Origin of the sequence: Streptococcus suis (assembly GCA_002831545.1) — a bacterium.
GTDB classification, from domain to species: Bacteria; Bacillota; Bacilli; order Lactobacillales; family Streptococcaceae; genus Streptococcus; species Streptococcus suis_P.
The window spans coordinates 1,186,080-1,205,268 of the sequence record CP025095.1 but is presented as its reverse complement, the minus strand read 5'-3'; the positions used below and the strand labels follow the sequence as shown (position 1 = coordinate 1,205,268).

General features: G+C 39.7%; 16 protein-coding genes and 1 pseudogene. 5 read left to right on the top strand and 12 right to left on the bottom strand.

Annotated features, from left to right (window positions below; all coding sequences use genetic code 11):
- The 6 genes from CWM22_05980 to CWM22_05955 form a co-directional block, all read right to left on the bottom strand.
- Positions 1–927 (bottom strand): glycosyltransferase, encoded by a 927-nt coding sequence (locus CWM22_05980; GenBank protein AUC91469.1) that lies wholly within the window; start codon positions 925–927, stop codon positions 1–3.
- Between the two features lie 108 nt (positions 928–1,035).
- Positions 1,036–1,668, bottom strand: a complete 633-nt coding sequence (locus CWM22_05975) for an orotate phosphoribosyltransferase (protein AUC91468.1) — start codon at positions 1,666–1,668, stop codon at positions 1,036–1,038.
- Between the two features lie 137 nt (positions 1,669–1,805).
- Positions 1,806–2,132, bottom strand: coding sequence for an inorganic pyrophosphatase (locus CWM22_05970; protein AUC91467.1), 327 nt, complete (start codon positions 2,130–2,132; stop codon positions 1,806–1,808).
- Complete coding sequence (locus tag CWM22_05965; protein ID AUC91466.1) at positions 2,125–2,820, bottom strand: orotidine-5'-phosphate decarboxylase; 696 nt, start codon at positions 2,818–2,820, stop codon at positions 2,125–2,127. Before CWM22_05965 ends, CWM22_05970 begins: the two co-directional genes overlap by 8 nt.
- 164 nt (positions 2,821–2,984) lie before the next feature.
- On the bottom strand, positions 2,985–3,926 hold the full coding sequence (locus CWM22_05960; GenBank protein ID AUC91465.1) for a dihydroorotate dehydrogenase: 942 nt from the start codon (positions 3,924–3,926) through the stop codon (positions 2,985–2,987).
- A gap of 9 nt (positions 3,927–3,935) precedes the next feature.
- Positions 3,936–4,820 carry a dihydroorotate dehydrogenase electron transfer subunit gene (locus tag CWM22_05955; GenBank protein ID AUC91464.1) on the bottom strand — a complete coding sequence of 295 codons (885 nt, stop codon included), beginning with the start codon at positions 4,818–4,820 and terminating at the stop codon, positions 3,936–3,938.
- 96 nt (positions 4,821–4,916) lie between these two features.
- On the opposite strand from CWM22_05955, the gene CWM22_05950 reads away from it, so the two are divergent.
- The 5 genes from CWM22_05950 (at position 4,917) to CWM22_05930 (ending at position 11,610) form a co-directional block, all read left to right on the top strand.
- Positions 4,917–5,828 carry a LysR family transcriptional regulator gene (locus CWM22_05950; protein ID AUC91463.1) on the top strand — a complete coding sequence of 304 codons (912 nt, stop codon included), beginning with the start codon at positions 4,917–4,919 and terminating at the stop codon, positions 5,826–5,828.
- A 161-nt stretch (positions 5,829–5,989) separates the two neighbouring features.
- Positions 5,990–7,117 carry a glucose-1-phosphate adenylyltransferase gene (locus CWM22_05945; protein ID AUC91462.1) on the top strand — a complete coding sequence of 376 codons (1,128 nt, stop codon included), beginning with the start codon at positions 5,990–5,992 and terminating at the stop codon, positions 7,115–7,117.
- 12 nt (positions 7,118–7,129) lie between these two features.
- On the top strand, positions 7,130–8,245 hold the full coding sequence (glgD, locus tag CWM22_05940; protein AUC91461.1) for a glucose-1-phosphate adenylyltransferase subunit GlgD: 1,116 nt from the start codon (positions 7,130–7,132) through the stop codon (positions 8,243–8,245).
- 8 nt (positions 8,246–8,253) lie between these two features.
- Positions 8,254–9,699 (top strand): glycogen synthase GlgA, encoded by a 1,446-nt coding sequence (locus tag CWM22_05935; GenBank protein ID AUC91460.1) that lies wholly within the window; start codon positions 8,254–8,256, stop codon positions 9,697–9,699.
- 72 nt (positions 9,700–9,771) lie between these two features.
- Positions 9,772–11,610, top strand: a complete 1,839-nt coding sequence (locus tag CWM22_05930) for a 1,4-alpha-glucan branching protein GlgB (protein ID AUC91459.1) — start codon at positions 9,772–9,774, stop codon at positions 11,608–11,610.
- A 127-nt stretch (positions 11,611–11,737) separates the two neighbouring features.
- On the opposite strand, the gene CWM22_05925 is transcribed toward CWM22_05930, so the two are convergent.
- The 6 genes and pseudogenes from CWM22_05925 to CWM22_05900 form a co-directional block, all read right to left on the bottom strand.
- Positions 11,738–12,538, bottom strand: a complete 801-nt coding sequence (locus tag CWM22_05925) for an amino acid ABC transporter substrate-binding protein (protein AUC91458.1) — start codon at positions 12,536–12,538, stop codon at positions 11,738–11,740.
- Between the two features lie 171 nt (positions 12,539–12,709).
- A complete protein-coding gene (locus CWM22_05920) occupies positions 12,710–13,519 on the bottom strand; it encodes an amino acid ABC transporter ATP-binding protein (GenBank protein ID AUC92854.1) in 810 nt (269 codons plus the stop codon).
- A 199-nt stretch (positions 13,520–13,718) separates the two neighbouring features.
- Positions 13,719–14,063 (bottom strand): annotated as a pseudogene (locus CWM22_05915) (NUDIX hydrolase).
- Between the two features lie 109 nt (positions 14,064–14,172).
- Positions 14,173–15,609, bottom strand: coding sequence for a recombinase (locus tag CWM22_05910; protein ID AUC91457.1), 1,437 nt, complete (start codon positions 15,607–15,609; stop codon positions 14,173–14,175).
- Positions 15,602–17,218 carry a recombinase gene (locus CWM22_05905; protein AUC91456.1) on the bottom strand — a complete coding sequence of 539 codons (1,617 nt, stop codon included), beginning with the start codon at positions 17,216–17,218 and terminating at the stop codon, positions 15,602–15,604. Before CWM22_05905 ends, CWM22_05910 begins: the two co-directional genes overlap by 8 nt.
- On the bottom strand, positions 17,218–18,792 hold the full coding sequence (locus CWM22_05900) for a recombinase (protein AUC91455.1): 1,575 nt from the start codon (positions 18,790–18,792) through the stop codon (positions 17,218–17,220). Before CWM22_05900 ends, CWM22_05905 begins: the two co-directional genes overlap by 1 nt.
- Between the last annotated feature and the right edge of the window lie 397 nt (positions 18,793–19,189).

Genomic DNA, 19,189 nt, shown 5'->3' with positions numbered 1-19,189 from the left:
CTAGTTTGAACTTTTCTCTTTAACAATATAAATCGGACGTTTCTTCGTTTCCAAGAAAACTTTTGCCAAATATTTACCGAGAATACCAATGGTCATCAACTGCAGACCTCCCAAAAATAGGATGATACAAATAGTCGACGGCCAGCCAATTGTAGGATCTCCGAACACCAAGGTTTTGAAAACCACAAAGACCATTAGAACTAGCGACAATAGGAAGGTGAAGAAACCTGTATAGGAGGCAATATTCAAAGGTGTATCTGAAAAATTGATGATTCCTTCAATAGAATAAGAAAGCAATTTCCAGAAAGACCAACTAGTTTCGCCAGCGACCCTCTCAACATTTTCATAGGGCAAGTATTCTGTCTCGAATCCAACCCAAGCAAAAATTCCTTTCGAAAAGCGATTGTATTCAGACACAGATAGAATGGCATCTACCATGTGACGACGCATGAGACGGAAATCACGGGCACCGTCTACTACCTCGACCTGGCTGATTTTATTCATCAATTTGTAGAATAATTTTGCAAAAAAGCTACGAATCGGTGGCTCACCATCTCGACTGACACGACGGGTTCCAACGCAATCTAAATCTGGATTTCCATCCAACATATCCTTCATTTCCATCAACATTTCAGGTGGATCTTGTAAATCAACATCCATGACGGTCACTAGCCCACCTTGCGCAGCTTGTAGACCTGCATAGAGAGCAGCTTCTTTCCCGAAATTCCTTGAAAAGGAAAGATAGCGAACAGCTCGGTCTTGACCAGACAATTGGCGTAAAACCTTTAGTGTCCTATCCTTTGAACCATCATTGACAAAAATATACTCAAATTGTTCCCCCATCTCCTTACGAACTTTCTCCATAGCATCGTAAAAATAGGGAATTGCCTCTTCTTCATTAAAACAAGGCACGATAACTGAAATCATCTATTTCTCCTCATACGGTCAATTATTGTATTCTCAAAATACGTTAGAGACTATTATACCATTTTACAGGATAAGTTCCCAGAAATCGTGCGTGGGCTCGTTTTAAATCTAGTCTTCCTGCCAAGTTTCTTGATTTTGACGGAACTTTTTAAGCAGATTCAAACCATCTGCATTGATATATCCCTGTACTTTTGCGACCTTGATTAACTCTGAATAATTGCTAAGCGTCACCAATTTCACGCCAGCATTATCAAAATTACGATCTGCCTTTGGCAATTCATAGGTAAAGATTGCCACAACACCAATAACGTCAGCGCCTTCACGCTCAGCTGCTGCTACGGCATCTAGAACAGACCCTCCAGTAGAAATCAGGTCTTCAACGACAACCATTTTTTGTCCCTTGACGATGCGACCCTCTAATTGATTCCCTACACCATGGTCTTTTGGTTTGCTACGGATATATGCAAATGGCAAATTCATCCTATCTGCAATGATAGCACCATGAGGAATACCTGCTGTGGCAGTTCCGGCAATCACCTCAACCTCAGGAAATTCTTCTTCAATACGTTGCACAAAGCCATCTTCAATCAAATTTCGAGTTTCAGGATAAGATAGTGTAATACGATTATCTGTATAGATAGGGGATTTGATACCTGATGCCCATGTAAATGGCTTTTCTGGACGCAGATGAACTGCCTTAATATCCAATAAGTGTGATGCGATTTCTGTTGCTAGTGTCATAATAGACCTCCTTCTAAATGCGTACCATTCCAACATGACCATCCCGCCGAATAGCCTGTCACTCCTAAAGTACCGGTTCAATCTATGAACCCTATAAAAAACTATATTTATCCCTGTTGAATTCTTACAGACTTCTCCTAGTCCACAATTTCAATCCATGAATCAAAATACTGTTCAATGAAATTGGTTTTCTCTTTTATTTCTGTCACGGTAAGTTTTTCATCAAGACCTGTCAGAACCCATTTATCCTCGACATCATCTCTGCGATGTATAATCGCGACCAATTTCCCCTCGAAAGCTGTCAAGGGCTGCCGAACAGCTTTGGAAATGATGTAAACATCTTGCTCTTCACCATCTCCAGCCAATAGATTTGGGACGTAGCCGTAATTAATGGGGTACTGGTTGCCAAATTTATCAATATACCCGAGAGGTCTATCGATTATAATCTGATAAATCTTATCCACGATTCCACTCCTCTTTAATAGACAAATAAGTCTGGTAAGGATGTTCTGATTTTGTAATCGGGCGACCTACGACGATGTAATCACTACCGATTCGAGCAGCATCTGCTGGTGTCATAACTCGTTTCTGATCGCCTACTTCACCGCCAGTCGGACGAATCCCTGGCGTCAGGCACACAAAATCAGAACTTGTGACATCTTTAATCAAAGTCACCTCATGAGCTGAACAAACCACCCCATCAAGACCAGCTTCTTGTGCTCTTTGAGCATAATGAACAACCGCTTCCTGCAAACTAGTCTGTATATTCTGGTCCGTTCTCATCTGCTCTTCTGAGGTAGAGGTCAACTGAGTGACCGCTATTAAAACAGCATCCTTACCCAATCCCCTTCGTGCTGCCCGCATCATCTCAACACCACCAGCAGCGTGAACGTTGGTCATATCCACACCGAGTTTTGCCAAGACTTTCATAGCAGACTCGACGGTATTAGGAATATCATGCAGTTTCAAATCTAGAAAAATACTGTGACCGCAGCCTTTCAAATAATTGATAATACCTGGTCCCTCCGCATAATACAACTCCATTCCAACCTTTACATAGAGTTTCTCATCTGGTGGGAACTGTTCCAGAAAAGACTGAACTTCTTCTTTACCTGCAAAGTCAAGGGCAATAATTGGTCTTGTTTCTTTCATAAAATCCTTTCATTTACACAAAAATCCCTGCCAAATCGGTCAGGGATGTGCACGAATTCAGCTTGAAAATCACCTTTCAAGCATATTACATGGCACCTTCCTAGCCTCTCTGGACTTAGTTAAAGGAGATATTTTCTTTATATTACTCTTTTATTTTACCTTTGTCAACGCTTACCCAAGCTTTCTCTAACTTCTTGGCGTAAATTTTCTAGGGTGTCCATCCCATAAACATCCATGCGTTCGGGTAAATCCTTGATAATAGTTGGACAGGCAAATGGGTCTGTAAAATTGGCCGTTCCAACTCCAATCGCTGAAGCTCCTGCAATCATCATCTCTAAAGCCTTGTCAGCCGAATCCACACCACCCATGCCAATGATAGGAAGGTTGGTCATCTGAGCTACCTGACGAATGAGTTTGAGAGCAACCGGAAAAACTGCTGGACCTGACATTCCTCCTGTACCATTTGCCAAGATTGGCTGGCGAGTTTTGAGATTGAATCGCATACCAACCAAGGTATTTATCATCGTCAAGCCAGTCGCTCCAGCATCCTCAGCAGCCTTGGCCAACAGGGTTATGTCTGCCACACTTGGTGTCAACTTAACGTAAACAGGTACAGATGAGGCTTCGACTGCTGCTTTTACTGCTTGATAGGCCAATTCTGGCACCTGTCCAATCAAGAGACCATTATTTCCGTGGTCCACATTGGGACAGGAAATGTTCAGCTCGATAGCTTTTACGTTTGGAGCCTTTGAAATTTTCCCTGACACATAGGCATATTCTTCATTGGAAAAACCAGCCACATTGGCAATGATAGGCAAGTCTGGAAAATGCTGTTCCAACCATGGTAATTTTTCGGATAAGACTACATCAACGCCTGGATTTTGAAGTCCAATGGCATTGAGCATACCTGCTGGTGTCTCGGCTACACGGGGAGTCGCATTGCCATAACGAGGATGACGGGTAGTCGCCTTAATCATAATGGAGCCCAACTGGTTTAGGTCATAATAATCCGCATACTCCTGACCAAAACCGAAGCAGCCAGAGGCTGGAATGATGGGATTTTTCAAGTCCAAGCCTGGTAAGGAAATCGCTAATCGTTTTGTCATATCAACCTCCTATAAAATCAGACTACCAGTCGCAAAGACTGGACCTTCCTTACAGACACGCTTGTTTTCATGCTCCTGACCCTCTTTAGGTTTAACCACACAAGCGTAACAAGCTCCCATGCCACAGGCCATGCGGGCTTCTAGGGAGATGTAGGCGTGGGGATGGTCCTGAAAACGTTGGTCAACGTAATTCATCATAGCAGGTGCTCCACAGGAATAAATGGCAGCAAAGTCGTTTGTCAGCTCTTCAACGACCGTTGCGACATTCCCCTTACGCCCATAGGAACCATCATCCGTTGTGACATAAACTTGACCATACTTGGCTAGTTCCTCTTCCAAAATGACGGCCTCTTTGGTGGCAAAGCCAATGACTGACGTGACATTGACACCACGGTTCGCCGCCTGTTTCGCCACTTCCACCAAGGGAGGAACACCGATTCCTCCGCCAATAATGAGAATGCGGTCACCTTCTTTGAGAAAGTCTACTTCAAACCCTTTCCCAAGCGGTCCCATAACATCCAAATACTGCCCAACAGTCATTTTCGAAAAGACTTCCGTCCCTTGACCTTCCACTCGGTAAATAATCCGACATTGAGACTTATTCCGATCAATCTCGGAAATAGATATTGGTCTCCGCAAGAGCATGGAATCATCTGGAACACGAATATGGATAAACTGCCCCATTTTCATATCTTGGACCATATCACCCTGCAAGGTCATAGCAAATATACGTGGAGCAAGCTGGACTTGGTCAACCAATAACATCTGTTCTTTTAAAATCATCTTTTCTCCTATTCTATGAAACACAGAAAACAAGAAAGTCGATATAGAGAAAAAACCTTGCTGGCTAGCAAGGTTACACGAAAAGAAGGCAGTATTTGCCCTATTTATCACGTTCCCTTCTTCGCCTCTCTGGACTCAGTTAAAGGATATATTTTCAGCATTATACATTTTTTAGAATAATTTGTCAAATCATGTTACAATAGAGGTATGAGAATCCAACAATTATACTATATTATCAAAATTGCAGAAACAGGTAGTATGAATGAGGCTGCCAAACAACTCTTCATTACCCAACCCAGCCTTTCCAACGCTGTACGAGACCTGGAAAAAGAAATGAAAATTAAAATCTTTTTCCGTAATTCTAAGGGCATTACCCTGACAAAGGATGGCATGGAGTTTCTTTCCTACGCTCGTCAAATTGTTGAACAGACCGAACTATTGGAAGACCGCTATAAAAATCCTAATGCAAAACGCCAACTCTTCAGCGTATCTTCCCAACACTATGCCTTTGTCGTCAACGCCTTTGTCTCACTTTTGAAAGAAACTGAAATGGAAGATTATGAACTCTTCCTACGTGAAACACGGACCTGGGAAATCATCGATGACGTCAAGAATTTTCGCTCAGAAATCGGTGTGCTTTTCCTCAACCATTTCAACCGTGATGTTCTGCTGAAACTTTTGGATGACAATCGACTATCCTATACAACTCTCTTCACTGCCAAACCACATGTATTTGTCAGCAAAACCAATCCTTTGGCACAAAGAAAGTCAATCACTCTCGATGATTTGGTAGATTTCCCCTATCTCAGCTACGAGCAAGGTATTCACAACTCCTTCTACTTTGCAGAAGAAATTCTAGCCCAGGAACACCATAAAAAATCGATTGTCGTATCTGACCGTGCCACACTCTTCAATCTCTTAATCGGTCTGGATGGCTATACAATCGCAACAGGTATCCTTAATTCAAATCTTAATGGAGATAATATTGTATCAATTCCTCTGGAATTTGATGATGAAATCGAATTGGTCTATATCCAACACGAAAAGGCATTGCTGTCCGACATGGGAGAAAAATTCATCAATTACCTACTTGAAGAGGTAAAATTCGACCGAAAATAAATACAATATTATATAGACTAACACAAAATAATATGTTATAATATGCTTATGAAAGCCGTTGAAAAGAAATTTGAAATATTTCAATTTCTTTATAGGAAACGCTTTCATTTTTAATACTCTATGCTATAATACATGTATCATATATATTAAGGAGTGGTTAGATGGCTCAAAATAAAATGTTAGCTATGATTCTTGCTGGTGGACGTGGAACACGTCTAGAAGGGTTGACAAAAAAAGTCGCCAAACCAGCGGTCGCATTTGGCGGAAAGTACCGCATTATTGACTTTCCTCTCAGTAACTGTGCCAACTCAGGTATTGATATTGTCGGAGTTTTGACTCAGTATGAGCCTGTTCTCTTGAATTCATACGTTGCACAGTCTCAACGTTGGGGGCTTGATGTACAAGGATCTGGCGTCTTTGTATTACCACCGAGTGAAAAAATCGAAGGTTTCGGACTTTACAAAGGTACAGCCGACGCTATTACACAGAACATTGATTTCATTGATCTTCACGATCCAGAGTACGTATTGATTTTGTCTGGTGACCACATCTATAAGATGAACTACGACAAACTCCTTGATACACATATTCAGAAAAAAGCAGATGCTACGATTGCGGTTATCGAAGTTCCGATCAAAGAAGCTTCACGTTTTGGTATCATGAATACGGACGAAGATTACCGTATTGAAGAATTTGAAGAAAAACCAGAAAATCCTAAGAGCAATTTAGCATCAATGGGTATCTATATCTTCACTTGGAAGACCTTGAAAAAGTACCTTCAAGAAGATGACAAATTGGACACTTCATCTCACGATTTTGGGCACGACATCATTCCGAAATACTTAGAAGATGGCCGCACTCTCATTGCCCATCCATTCCGTGGTTATTGGAAAGACGTAGGTACCGTTAACAGCCTCTGGGAATCCAATATGGACTTGATTGATCACGCTGGAGATTTGGACCTTTCTGACCGCTCATGGAGAATCTATTCAGAGGATAAGGGCTCACCTGCTCAGGTGATTGGTGCGACTGCAACTGTTAAATCTGCCTATATTGATAAAGGGGCAGTTATTGACGGTACAGTAGAACATTCTGTTATTTCAACAGATGTACAGGTCAACCAAAATGCCGTAGTAAAAAATTCTGTCGTCCTGCCTGGTGCTATTATCGGCGAAGGTGTTGAACTTGACTACGTCATCGTCGCTGAAAATATTAAAATTGCCGACGGAGTTAAACTCACAGGAGACATCGACCATATCCTCTTGATTGACAAGAATGTGACCAAGTAAGAAAGGACTGCTATGCTAAGAAATACTCTCGGAATTGTAAATATTGAAGGAAACAACGTACATTTTGGTGACGTGATGAAGCACCGTGGCGTACAAGCTTTCGGTTTCTTAGGTCGTTATCGCCTAATTGACTTTGCTCTATCCAATATGTCAAACTCTGGAATTACAGAATTCCAAGTATACATGCCTGCCGAAATGCGTTCAACAATTCAGCACGTTGGTACAGGAAAACACTATAATATCAACAGCAAACGCGGTACCCTTCGCTTGCTCAATAGCGCAACAGACCCAAATAGTGTCTATCGTCACGATATTAATGCCTTCACAGAAAACATCCACTACATCGAAAAGTCTACAAAAGATTATGTGCTAGTTGCTCCATCTTACTTCATCTATAGCCAGGATTTTTCAAAAGTCATGGATGACCATATTGCAACGGATGCTGATATTACCGTTCTTTATAAAAACGTTTCAGATGCTAAAGAAAATTTCATCGGCTGCCAAACTCTCAAATTTGGTGAAGACCGTCGTGTCGTAGCTTTTGAGGAAAACCACGGTAAATATAAAAACCGTCCCGTTTCCCTTGAAGCCTACATTATGAAACGGACTACATTTATCGACTTGATTAAACGTGCTAACAAAGTGTCGTCTCTCTACTGGTTAAAAGATATTTTACGTGATACAGTTGACCAGTACAAGATTATGGGCTATGCACATCGTGATTATGTCGCATGTATCAATACGACAGCTTCCTACTTCAATACTCAAATTGAATTGATTGACCAAGATACCCGCAAACTCCTCTTCAAACATGATTGGCCAATCCATACCCAAACAAGTGATAGCTCACCATGTTTGTATGGTCCATTGGCAGAGGTCAAACGTAGCCTAATTTCAAATGGAGCGAATATCAATGGTCAAGTCGAAAATTCAGTCATTGACCGCGATGTTATCATTGAAGAAGGTGTTGTTATCAAAAACTCAATCATTCTCAATGGCGTGACAATCAAGAGTGGGGCGAATATTGAAAATGCAATTATCGATAAAGCAACTAAAATTATTCACCCAATTGACATCAAGGGAAGCGAAACTTCGCCTTCATACTTGAAACCACACCAAATCATTTAGGAGCTAACATGACAAAAAAATCTGTTCTCTTTGTAGCATCTGAAGGACTTCCATTCATCAAGACTGGTGGTTTGGCCGATGTAATCGGTTCCTTACCTAAAGAATTGGTAAAACAGGGGTTGGACGTCCGAGTGGTACTTCCTCTCTATAAGAAAATTGCTATCAATAACCATGCTGATTTCGATTACGTATCAAGTTTTGATGTGCGGGCTGGCGACATCCAATCTATGGCAAATGTTTACAGTCAGGTTGTTGATGGAGTGACATTCTATTTTATTGAGCACCGCGATTTCTTTGAACGCGATGAACTATATGGATATGACGATGATGCCATGCGTTTTGGCTATTTCCAACATGCTACATGTCGTCTGTTAGAAGCACTTCATTTCTTCCCGGATGTCATGCACACACATGACTGGCACACTGCTGCCCTTCCATTCCTTTGCCGTACTTTCTATAGCTACCGCGAAGAATTCCGCAATATCAAGCATGTATTCACTATTCATAACTTGGCTTTTCAAGGTATTTTCCACAAACAAGCACTTTGGTCAGCGCTTGGCATGGACTATAGCTACTATTTGGATGGTATTGCACGTTTTCATGATGAATGTATCAGCTTCATGAAGCTTGGTATCCTATACGCTGACAAGGTTACTACAGTTTCTGAAACTTATGCTCGCGAAATCCTAACGGAAGAATTCGGCGAAAACATGCAACATGTACTAGAGTTGCGCAAATATGACTTGGTTGGTATTGTCAATGGTATCGACTATGACAGTTGGGATAGTCAAACAGATCAGTACCTTGTGAGAAATTATAGTCTTGAAACGATTGAAAGTAAAAAGGCTAATAAACTGGCCCTGCAAGCACAATTTGCCCTTCCACAAGATGAGAATGTCCTATTGATAGGTATCGTCTCTCGTTTGACATGGCAAAAAGGGTTCTACCTCTTGACCGAGGTACTTGGCCATCTTCTTCAAGCCCATGTCCAATTTGTTATCTTAGGCAATGGTGAGGAAGACATTGAAAATGCCTTTAATCACTTTAAACATGCTTATCCTGATAAATTTGCATTCTACCGTGGTTACAATGAACCACTTGCCCACCAAATTTATGCAGCAAGTGATCTCTTCCTCATGCCTTCTATGTTTGAACCATGCGGCATTAGCCAGTTGATTTCAATGCACTACGGAACACTCCCTCTAGTGCGTGAAACAGGTGGCTTGGTTGATACTGTAGCACCATACAATATGTCTACCAAAGAAGGAACTGGTTTTAGCTTTGGAGGGCGTGACGCTTACAATATGCGACAAGTCTATGATTTAGCCCTTCAAACCTACTATGACCGTCCCGATGACTGGTATGCCATGGTTGAACAAGCTATGAAGCGTGATTTTAGTTGGACAGCTTCGGCAGAGAAATACATCTGGCTCTACCGTGAAATTAGTGGTTAGGAACTAAGATGAAAAAATAAACTGAATCGGAGTGTGACCCTAGTCCACTCCTTTTCGGCAATGGAGATTGCTATGACAGAATTTACTGACCTAGATTTATATTATATGAATGCTGGTGAGCATACCACTCTTTACGAAAAAATGGGTGCTCATATTATAAAAGAACGAAACAAAATTATCGGAACCCAATTTCGTGTCTATGCCCCAAATGCCAGAGAAGTATTCTTAGTTGGCAACTTTAATGAGTGGCAACGCAGTCACTCTATGGAGCGTGAAATTGATGGAGTGTTTCAACTTTATGTAGACGGATTGAAATCCCTTGAAGATTATAAATATCTGATTATCACACACGATGGGCGTGAAATATATAAGGCTGACCCTTATGCATTTTTCAGCCAAGTTCGTCCAGACACTGCCTCTACAACCTACAATTCGCGTTATAAATTCAAAGATGACATCTGGATGTATAATCGTGTTAACTATGATTTTAAAGAACAGCCAGTATCCATCTACGAGGTGCACTTAGGTTCGTGGAAGCAAAAATTTGCTAATAAAAATGAAGGAGGAGCTCCTGTAGAAGCTTTCAATAGTTATAAGGAAATTACTCCACTTCTCATCGAACATATCAGGGAAAATAACTACACACATATTGAATTATTGCCAATTACCGAGCATCCTCTCGATGCGTCTTGGGGCTATCAGGTAACAGGCTACTACAGTCCAACTAGTCGCTATGGCAAGCCAGATGAACTTAAGTATTTAGTTGACCAATGTCACCAAGCAGGAATCGGAGTGATTCTTGACTGGGTACCACTTCATTTCTGTAAAGATGCTCATGGGCTCTACCAGTTTGATGGCAGTTGGCTATACGAATACTCCTACGAACAAGACCGTGAAAACCACCAGTGGGGGACTGCTAATTTTGACCTTGGAAAAGGACTGACTCGTTCTTTCCTTCTTTCCAATTTAAAATACTGGTTGGAATATTTCCATTTTGATGGCATCCGTGTTGATGCACTATCTTATCTCCTCTATTGGCGTGGTGAAACAGATGAGGATAAGATAAATCATGCTGCAATTGACTTTATCAAACGTGTCAATGCCATGGTCCATACCGACTATAAGGGAGTCCTGATGATTGCTGAAGACTCTTCAAGCTTCCCTAAAGTCACACATTCTCTAGAAGATGGCGGTATTGGATTTGACATGAAATGGGATCTGGGCTGGATGAATGATACACTAAAATTCGTGGAACGCCCTGCTATTTATCGAAAATATCACTCAAATGAAATCACTTTTGGTATGTACTATAACCAAAACGAGCAATTCTTACTACCACTTTCGCACGACGAAGTTGTTCATGGGAAGCACTCCATTATCGAGAAGATGAATGGCGACTACGAAGATAAGTTCCATCTGGCTCGAGTCTACTACAGCTTTTACTTTGCCCATCCTGGAAAGAAATTACTCTTCATGGGAAATGAATGGGGTCACATCCGTGAATGGCATGAATATACAGAAATGGACTGGGGACTGCTACAATTTCCAATCCACCATTCTTTCTATCAAATGATGAAAACATTATCTACTTTCTATAAAGAACATGATGCTTTCTGGAAATATGACTACCAAGCCTATGAAAAAGGATTTAATTGGGTAAAAATAGATGAAGAAGCAAGCCTGTATGCTTTTTCTCGCACTAGTGATGAGCAAGAAATCTTGACTATTCATAACTTTAATGATCAAGAACTATTTGATGTACACTTGGATTTGCCAGCTGACAGCGAATATAAACTTGTCTTCTCATCTAATGCTATTCCAATAGACACATTTAGCCTCTATCCCGATGAAAATGGAGCCAGAATTACTGTACCACGTTTGACCAGTTTTTATCTAGAGCGTGTGAAATAATTATCTATAAAAAATGGAGTATTGAACCGACCCCAATTTTCTGTCTAACTTTTGGGGAGTGGCTCACTTACTCCATTCTTTTTTGCATACAAAAACAACCACCGTTTCCGATGATTGTTCGTTTCTCTTATTCAACACTTGTATATGTTGCAGCTTTCTCAAGGAAAGTATCAAACTCACCACTTGCTTTTACTTCTGCGATAACCTTGTCTATCGCAGTTTTTAGTTCTGTACTACCTTTTGGCAAAGCAATGACTTTCGAATTCTCATCAATCGTTGGAAATTCAACGGATGCAACGGCTAAATCTGAATTCTGTGAAACATAACCAGCAGCAACTGGAGAATCCATTAAAATAGCATCAACTTTTCCTGATTTGAGCTCATTTACAGCTTCACCCATCAAGGTTAAAGAAATTATGTTAGCTTGACTAATGTTTTCCTGTGCGTAGGATTCTTGTGTTGAACCCTTTTGTACCGCGAGAGTTTTCCCGCTCATAGCATCAATTGAAGTGAGTGAATTGGCGCTATCTTTTTTGATAAGTAATACATCAGAAATTTGATAGTAACTTTCAGAGAAATCAAAAACTTTTGCACGCTCTTCCGAATAAGATAGACCAGCAATTGCAATATCAGCTTTGCCATTTTGAACGCTAGACAATACATTGTCAAAACTCATTGCTGAAACTTCAAGCTTGACCCCAAGTTCGTCGGCTATTTTTTGAGCCAACATAATATCTGCACCAACAACTTCATTCTTTCCATCAACTAGTGCCTGAAACTCGAATGGAGCATAGTCTGGACTAGTTGCCACTACCAATGTTCCTTTTTCTTTAATTTTATCTAATGCGGATTGTGATGACGTCGAAGAACAAGCTACCAATGTCAATCCTGCTAAAACTGTTGCTGCTAATGCCAAGATTTTTTTCATATTTCCTAAATACCTTCTCTTTATTTTAATAAAATACTTATTCTAAAAAACACAAGCTTATTGATTTTCATTGTATTTTCTTGCAGTTTTTCAGAATGTATTCTCATTTTAATTCATTTTTATACATTTGTCAAGAAAATATTATTTTTATTCAATTTAATCGTATAAAATTTAATTGTTAGCAATGGATAATTCATAGGCTTCTTGAACAAATTGATCCATCTGTCCAGATTCCACTAGTTTTGTAATGACAGAGTCAACTTTTTCCTTTAAAGCTGTACTTCCTTTTGGCAAGGCAATAGCATAGGCATCTGAATAGCTACTTTTTATCTCAGTATCTAAAATAACCAAGTCATCATTTTTGGCAACATAGGCTTTCGCAATCGGCTCTTCAAAAATAACTGCTTCTAGCTTCTGTGATTTTAATTGATTAATCAGCTCGCCGTTCGAAGCTAGAGCAATAACCGTGGAAGACGGAAGCTGTTCTTTAACAATTTGTTCTTGAATAGAACCTTTTTGTGCTCCTATATTTGCCTCTGCTAGAGAATCAAGCGATGTATATTGTGCAAGATCCTCTTTATTTATAATAACTTTATTGGTTGAGGTGTAGTAAGGAATGGAAAAATCATACACTTTTGCACGCTCTTCAGTGGCTGAAATTCCTGAAATGGCAATATCCGATTGCCCTGACTGGACATTGTTCAAAACATTATCAAAACTCATCGCTGAAAATTCGACTTCTACACCCAATTCTTGACCAATGGATTTTGCAAGCTCAATGTCAGCTCCAACGATTGTATCTTTGCCATCAACCAGTGTTCTAAACTCAAATGGTGGAAATTCTGGATTCAATGCAACAATTAGTTTTCCCTTTTCCTGAACATCCTTCAAGGAAGTATCTTCTTGAGTAGCATTTCCACTACAAGCACTTAGGGTCATCGTTGCCAACAAAACCAATCCCGTCATAATATATTTTTTCATCATCATATTCTCCTTTAAAACAATCCTGTGCATACTTATACCGTTTTTTATATAAAACATCGGACTTTCATTATAGTAAAATGCATATTTTTTCTCCTTTTTTGAAAGATAAAAACATTTTACGTCATTTTTATACATTTGTCAACTAGTTTGTTGTATTTTTATTCAAACAGCATAAAAAAGAAGCTATTTCTAGCTTCTACCTAAAATTTATATCCCACTCTCCATCGTCATTTTTTCTAGTATAAAAGAACTCGGACAAATCTGGCTCATCCATGACTTTCAGTATTTCTAGCAAATCATAGGCCAAATCCATCTGAGGCAGGTCCGACTTCTCGACCCAACGCACCTCGCCTTCTTCAGTTGATCGGATAGTTCCTGTAAACTCTGTTGCCTTATAGAGAAATACAATGTAACGATGCCCTTCCTTATCCGGCCAATGTTTAAGACCAACCAAGCGAGCATCAGTGACTGTTAAACCCGTTTCTTCTTGCACTTCTCTAACAACCGAATCATGGAAATTCTCGCCTTCTTCAATATGTCCCTCTTGTGTCAAGCTACTGACACTATTTATTTACTAGATTTCACACTAATTATATCACAAAGCAACCTATCGAGAAAGAGACTTGATAGGATTCAAGTCTCTTCCTCAACTATTTATAGATAACTGTAAAAAAGCCAAGACAATCAACCACAACTTTGTCAACGTGTGCAACTACAATTTCTTTGCTTAACTTCTTGTCAGTTGGTAACTGAACACAGTTCGCTTCTTTCATCTGTTCTTCCAAAGCCTGAACAGATTTATCCACTTCCTTTTTCTTGGCAATATAATCTTCTCTGGTCAACAGGCTATCCTTGTAGTCCTGAAAGCAGGCAAGTTTTTCTGTCTTCAAACGTTCAATTTCACGAAGAACAAGGGTCTTAGATACCTTTTGATGAGGTTTTACTGCTTCATCTCCTAGTTTCCCTTTGATTGCTTGTTCAATCCTATCCACTCGACAAGACTTCATTTTTTCTCCCTGCCCCTTACAATAACGACAGGAAAAATATTGGTAACCTTGATGGTTGTAATGTCCAATCAAAGAATGATCACAATGCTCACAACGAATCAGACCTGTCAATACAGATGATGTTTTAGGTATCTGATGCTGTTTTCTTTTAGTGGCTTTTGATCCTTTTAATTGGACAACTTGTTCAAATAGTTCTGATGAAATAATCGCTTCGTGATTGTTCTCAATCCGCTCCCACTCTGATTTTGGTCTGAAAACATGCTTCCCCCTTACATACGTCCGAGTATTAAAAAGATAAGTTCCCTTATAGGCTTCATTCTTTAAAATTTGACCAACGGTAGTGCTACTCCAAACATTTCGTTTTTGCTCAGTTGTTAAACGGAGTGACTTTGCGTAACGTGCCTGACTGATTTGCATCTTTCGTTCTGCTGGAGTAATGACTTGTTCTTCATTCAGGAGTCGAGCAATTGTTTGGTAACTATTACCATCAAGGTACAAGGCGAAAATCCGTCGAACAATTGGTGCAACTGTCTCGTCAATAATAATCTTGAAACGGTCCTCTGGATCCTTGAGATAACCAAACGGCGGCAACCAGCTCATGTTTTTGCCCGAGCGTTTCATGCTGTTCATCGCACTCTTGATCTTTTCAGAAACATCCTTAGCATAAAATTCATTAAGCAAATTCTTAAAGGGAACGTCAATCTCAACACCATTATTCTCTGATGTCAGGCTATCATATTGGTCATTTAGAGCAATGAACCTCACTCCTAGAAAGGGGAATATATTTTCCAGGTAGTTTCCTAACTCCAGATAATCACGCATAAATCGTGAGAGGTCTTTAACAATAACATGACGAATCTCGCCAGATTTTACCTTTGTCATCAATCGTTGAAAAGCAGGACGATTGACGGTTGTCCCTGAGAAACCGTCATCCACAAATTCTTCTCGCTGAAAGTTTTGAAAGTCAGATGAATTATCTAGATAATGATGAAGCAAGTATCTTTGATTGACAATGGAAATACTCTCATCCGTTCCAGCCTCATCGACAGATAATCTAAGATATAAAGCTACTTTAGACATTGACTGCACCTCCCAGCTGACAGCGAAAAGTAATCGTTACTTGTTTATTTACGTCAACTTCGATGCGTTCGATAATTGCCTGTAATAGTTCCGAGGTTAGAGTCTCTGTTCCTTGGCATTGAGTTAGCGATTTTACCCAACTTATCTGCTTCTGATGTTCTTCTTCCAGTTGCCCAATAGCCACCTCACAATGTCTTATTTCCTGCGAAAGTGTCTCAATTTGAGCTTCCTTTTCAGATTTTTGAGTGAGATAGGTTGCTTTTTCAGTCCGTACCAAACTATATGAAGCATATAAGTCACTTATTTCTTCTAGTAATCGCAAGATAGCTTGTTGGTGTTGCCTTACTTGCCTATAATAAACCTTAATACAATCATCTTTTTTTGTTTTCAACTTAGACAGTAGCTGCTCAGCTATTCCTAAACGTTCGATTTCTGCTTGAAGCAACTCTGAGATTATTCTATCTAAAGCTATCTCACTAATATAAACTGTCTGTTTTTCAGATATTTGAGGGTCATAGACATGGTCCGTGAAGTAATAATAATCATAGTCAGATTTCTGATTTGAAAAGTGACGACAATAGCGATACATTTGCTTAGAATTTCCTTGAGCGTAAATCAATCCCTTGTATCGATTAGGCCTCTTCGGCTGTAGCCTTTTTTTAATACTCCGTCTGCTGTGAAGATAGGTAACGATTTTATCATATTCTTCTCGAGTGATATAAGCTTCATGAGCGTATTCAAATCGAATATAATCCGTCTCCGTAAGAGTTTTATTGGATTTACGCTGCACAAGATGTCCCTGATAAACAGGACTTTGGATTAAACGAAGGATAGTCGAATTTCTCCACTCTGTTCGATCATCTTCACTACGATATAGTTGTCCAGTTCGCCTATATACGGTTGGAACTGCAACTCTAGCTTTATTGAGATATGCCGTTACTTTACTAATGGATTTTCCCTGAACTAAAATGTCGAAAGCTATTCTTAAAATCGGCTTTACAAGAGGGTCTATCATCAGTTTGACACCATGCTCTTGTTTGTCCAACTGATACCCATACGGAGCAAAACTTCCAATATAGTAGCCACGGCTAGCATGATAAATATGACTCGCAGTCACTTTCTTTGAAATATCTTTAGAATAAAGGTCGTTAACCAAATTCTTAATTTCTACCTCAAACGACTTCTTTTCTTCAAGTCCGTTAAGGGTATCAAGGTTATCATTGATAGAGATGAAACGAACACCCAAGAAGGGGAAAACTTTATCAATAAGACGACCCATTTCGATATAATCTCTACCCAGGCGTGATAAGTCACGAATCAGAATACAATTGATATGACCTTTTTTAATGTCCTCCATCATTTCTTGAAAGGCAGGGCGGTTAAACTTCGTGCCTGAATACTCATAATCAGTATATGCCTTGACAACCATTAAGCCCTTATCTTTGGCGAATGTTCTCGCTAAGCTTTCTTGTGTCTCTAATGACTGTGATTTATTTCTCCAAGTTTCTGTTCTTTCCTTAGATAATCTAATGTAAATACCAGTTCGATAGATTGTAACCTGAGTAGTCTTTGTTTCTTCTGTACGATAGCGATTCTTCGTGCGAGCCATCAAACCGCCTCCGTTTCCGATTGAGAAAACTGTTGGAGAATATCCATCTCTTTTATATCATGAAAGACCAGCGTAATCTCGTGGTCTTCTCCAATATTAATCCGATCTAAGAGGGAAACCAATGTCAAGCGGTTTAAGCAGTCTGTGTCTCTCAACTCACTTAATTGCTTCAACCAAGCTTCCCTATCTTGGAGTTTATGATAGAGTTCCTGAGCTAATTCTTTTTTAAGAGCAATGGTTTCTTCAACCTGCTTCAGCTTTTGGCGATAATGTCTCTGAAATTCCTGATACTCCAACTCATTGATAAGACCATCATCTAGGTCCATATACAGGGATTGGATTAATAGCTCATACTTCTTTCGTTCGGTCACAAGTCCTGTAAAGTCAATTTCAAGAAAAGGTTCTTGTGAAAGATAATGAGGGATACGTTCAATCAGATAGGACTTCCACTCCAGGTGTTGAGCTATCAAGGTTGAAATGACTTCCAGTAGGCTGTCGTCCTTAATAGAATGACGACTACAACCTTTTCCCTTGTTGTATGTACTACAGATGTACTGAATGGTCTCTATTTTCTTGTAACGGACTTTTCGCTGTATCATCTGAGATTGACAGTCTTTACAAAAGAGTAATCCTGTAAATAAAGAAGGCTGCCCTTTTCCATTTTTGACATCTCTAAGTAATAAGCTATTGGCAATCTCAAAGGTGCTTTCAGATACAATACCTTCGTGTGTGTTCTCTACCCGCACCCAGTCATCTGGACTAACCTTTAGAGACTGTTTCGATTTGTAATTCAGTTTCGTATGTTTTCCCTGTTCTAAAGTCCCTGTATAAACTCTATTGACCAGAATACGATTAACCATTTTGGCATTCCACTGATTAGAATTACCATAAAATCCCTTGAAATTTTCGTGACAAGATTTCTTATATTGGAGTGGGGTTGCAATGCCAGCTTTATTGAGATAAGTGGCAATCCTATTGGAAGAATATCCTTCTAACTTGAGTGTAAAGATTTTTTCAATGATTGAACGAGCACTCTCATCCACTACTAGGTGGTTCCTCACGTTATCGTCTTTACGATAACCGTAAGGGGCAAAAGCTCCTATAAATTCTCCGTTCTGACGCTTAGCCTTCTGTGTGCTACGGACTTTCATAGAAATATCCCGACAGTAGCTATCATTGATAAGGCTTTTAATCGGCAGGACAAGATGTGTTTCATTGGTATCAGCAGTCAAACTATCATAATGATCATTGACCGAGATAAACCTAACACCAATAGAAGGGAAAATCCTTTGAATATACTTCCCAGTCTCAATATAGTCTCGCCCAAACCGAGACAGGTCTTTGACGATAATAGTATCTATCCTTTTCTCATTAACCATCGTCATCATACGGTTGAAATCCGGACGATTAAAGGTTAGGCCACTAATACCATCATCTACAAATTCTTCTAAGATGATAAGGTCATGCTTTTGGGCATAGTCTCGTAAAAGTGAACGCTGATTGACAATGGAGTTACTTTCAATATTATCTCCATCGTCTCGTGATAGGCGTAAATAAATACAGGTTTGTGTCATTGTCTTCTCCTTAATCGAATATTAGGTGCGGATCAATCAAGGATTGAAGTTCTACTATTCTATTTTACATAATTTACTGTTACTTGTCCGCTAAAAGTTTATATTTTTTCTAACTTTCTACCAAGTAAATCATCTAAAATATCCGTTAGGCTCAATGGCTTATCGGTAACCTTTACCGTTACTTTGTAGCCTTCAATGACAACCTGCGATGTGTCCTCACCTATTATTATTTTTGTCATACTATATTATTCCTTAAAATTTAAAATAATGACCTCAGCGGGAATGACTGGTTAGGTCATTCATGGGAGTTACACCCGCTGGCCTTTATCGCTGGCAGCCCGAACGTGCAGAAGTATCATTATCCTTAATTTGTGTCTTGGCAGATAGAATACCATTC

Bases quoted from the DNA above. Each gene is read 5' to 3' on its own strand.
- CWM22_05900 (AUC91455.1), bottom strand. From the start codon at position 18,792: ATGACACAAACCTGTATTTATTTACGCCTATCACGAGACGATGGAGAT.
- CWM22_05920 (AUC92854.1), bottom strand. From the start codon at position 13,519: ATGAAAAAATATATTATGACGGGATTGGTTTTGTTGGCAACGATGACC.
- CWM22_05975 (AUC91468.1), bottom strand. From the start codon at position 1,668: ATGACACTAGCAACAGAAATCGCATCACACTTATTGGATATTAAGGCA.
- glgD (AUC91461.1), top strand. From the start codon at position 7,130: ATGCTAAGAAATACTCTCGGAATTGTAAATATTGAAGGAAACAACGTA.
- CWM22_05960 (AUC91465.1), bottom strand. From the start codon at position 3,926: ATGACAAAACGATTAGCGATTTCCTTACCAGGCTTGGACTTGAAAAAT.
- CWM22_05950 (AUC91463.1), top strand. From the start codon at position 4,917: ATGAGAATCCAACAATTATACTATATTATCAAAATTGCAGAAACAGGT.
- CWM22_05930 (AUC91459.1), top strand. From the start codon at position 9,772: ATGACAGAATTTACTGACCTAGATTTATATTATATGAATGCTGGTGAG.
- CWM22_05910 (AUC91457.1), bottom strand. From the start codon at position 15,609: ATGTCTAAAGTAGCTTTATATCTTAGATTATCTGTCGATGAGGCTGGA.
- CWM22_05980 (AUC91469.1), bottom strand. From the start codon at position 927: ATGATTTCAGTTATCGTGCCTTGTTTTAATGAAGAAGAGGCAATTCCC.
- CWM22_05935 (AUC91460.1), top strand. From the start codon at position 8,254: ATGACAAAAAAATCTGTTCTCTTTGTAGCATCTGAAGGACTTCCATTC.
- CWM22_05925 (AUC91458.1), bottom strand. From the start codon at position 12,538: ATGAAAAAAATCTTGGCATTAGCAGCAACAGTTTTAGCAGGATTGACA.
- CWM22_05945 (AUC91462.1), top strand. From the start codon at position 5,990: ATGGCTCAAAATAAAATGTTAGCTATGATTCTTGCTGGTGGACGTGGA.
- CWM22_05905 (AUC91456.1), bottom strand. From the start codon at position 17,218: ATGGCTCGCACGAAGAATCGCTATCGTACAGAAGAAACAAAGACTACT.
- CWM22_05965 (AUC91466.1), bottom strand. From the start codon at position 2,820: ATGAAAGAAACAAGACCAATTATTGCCCTTGACTTTGCAGGTAAAGAA.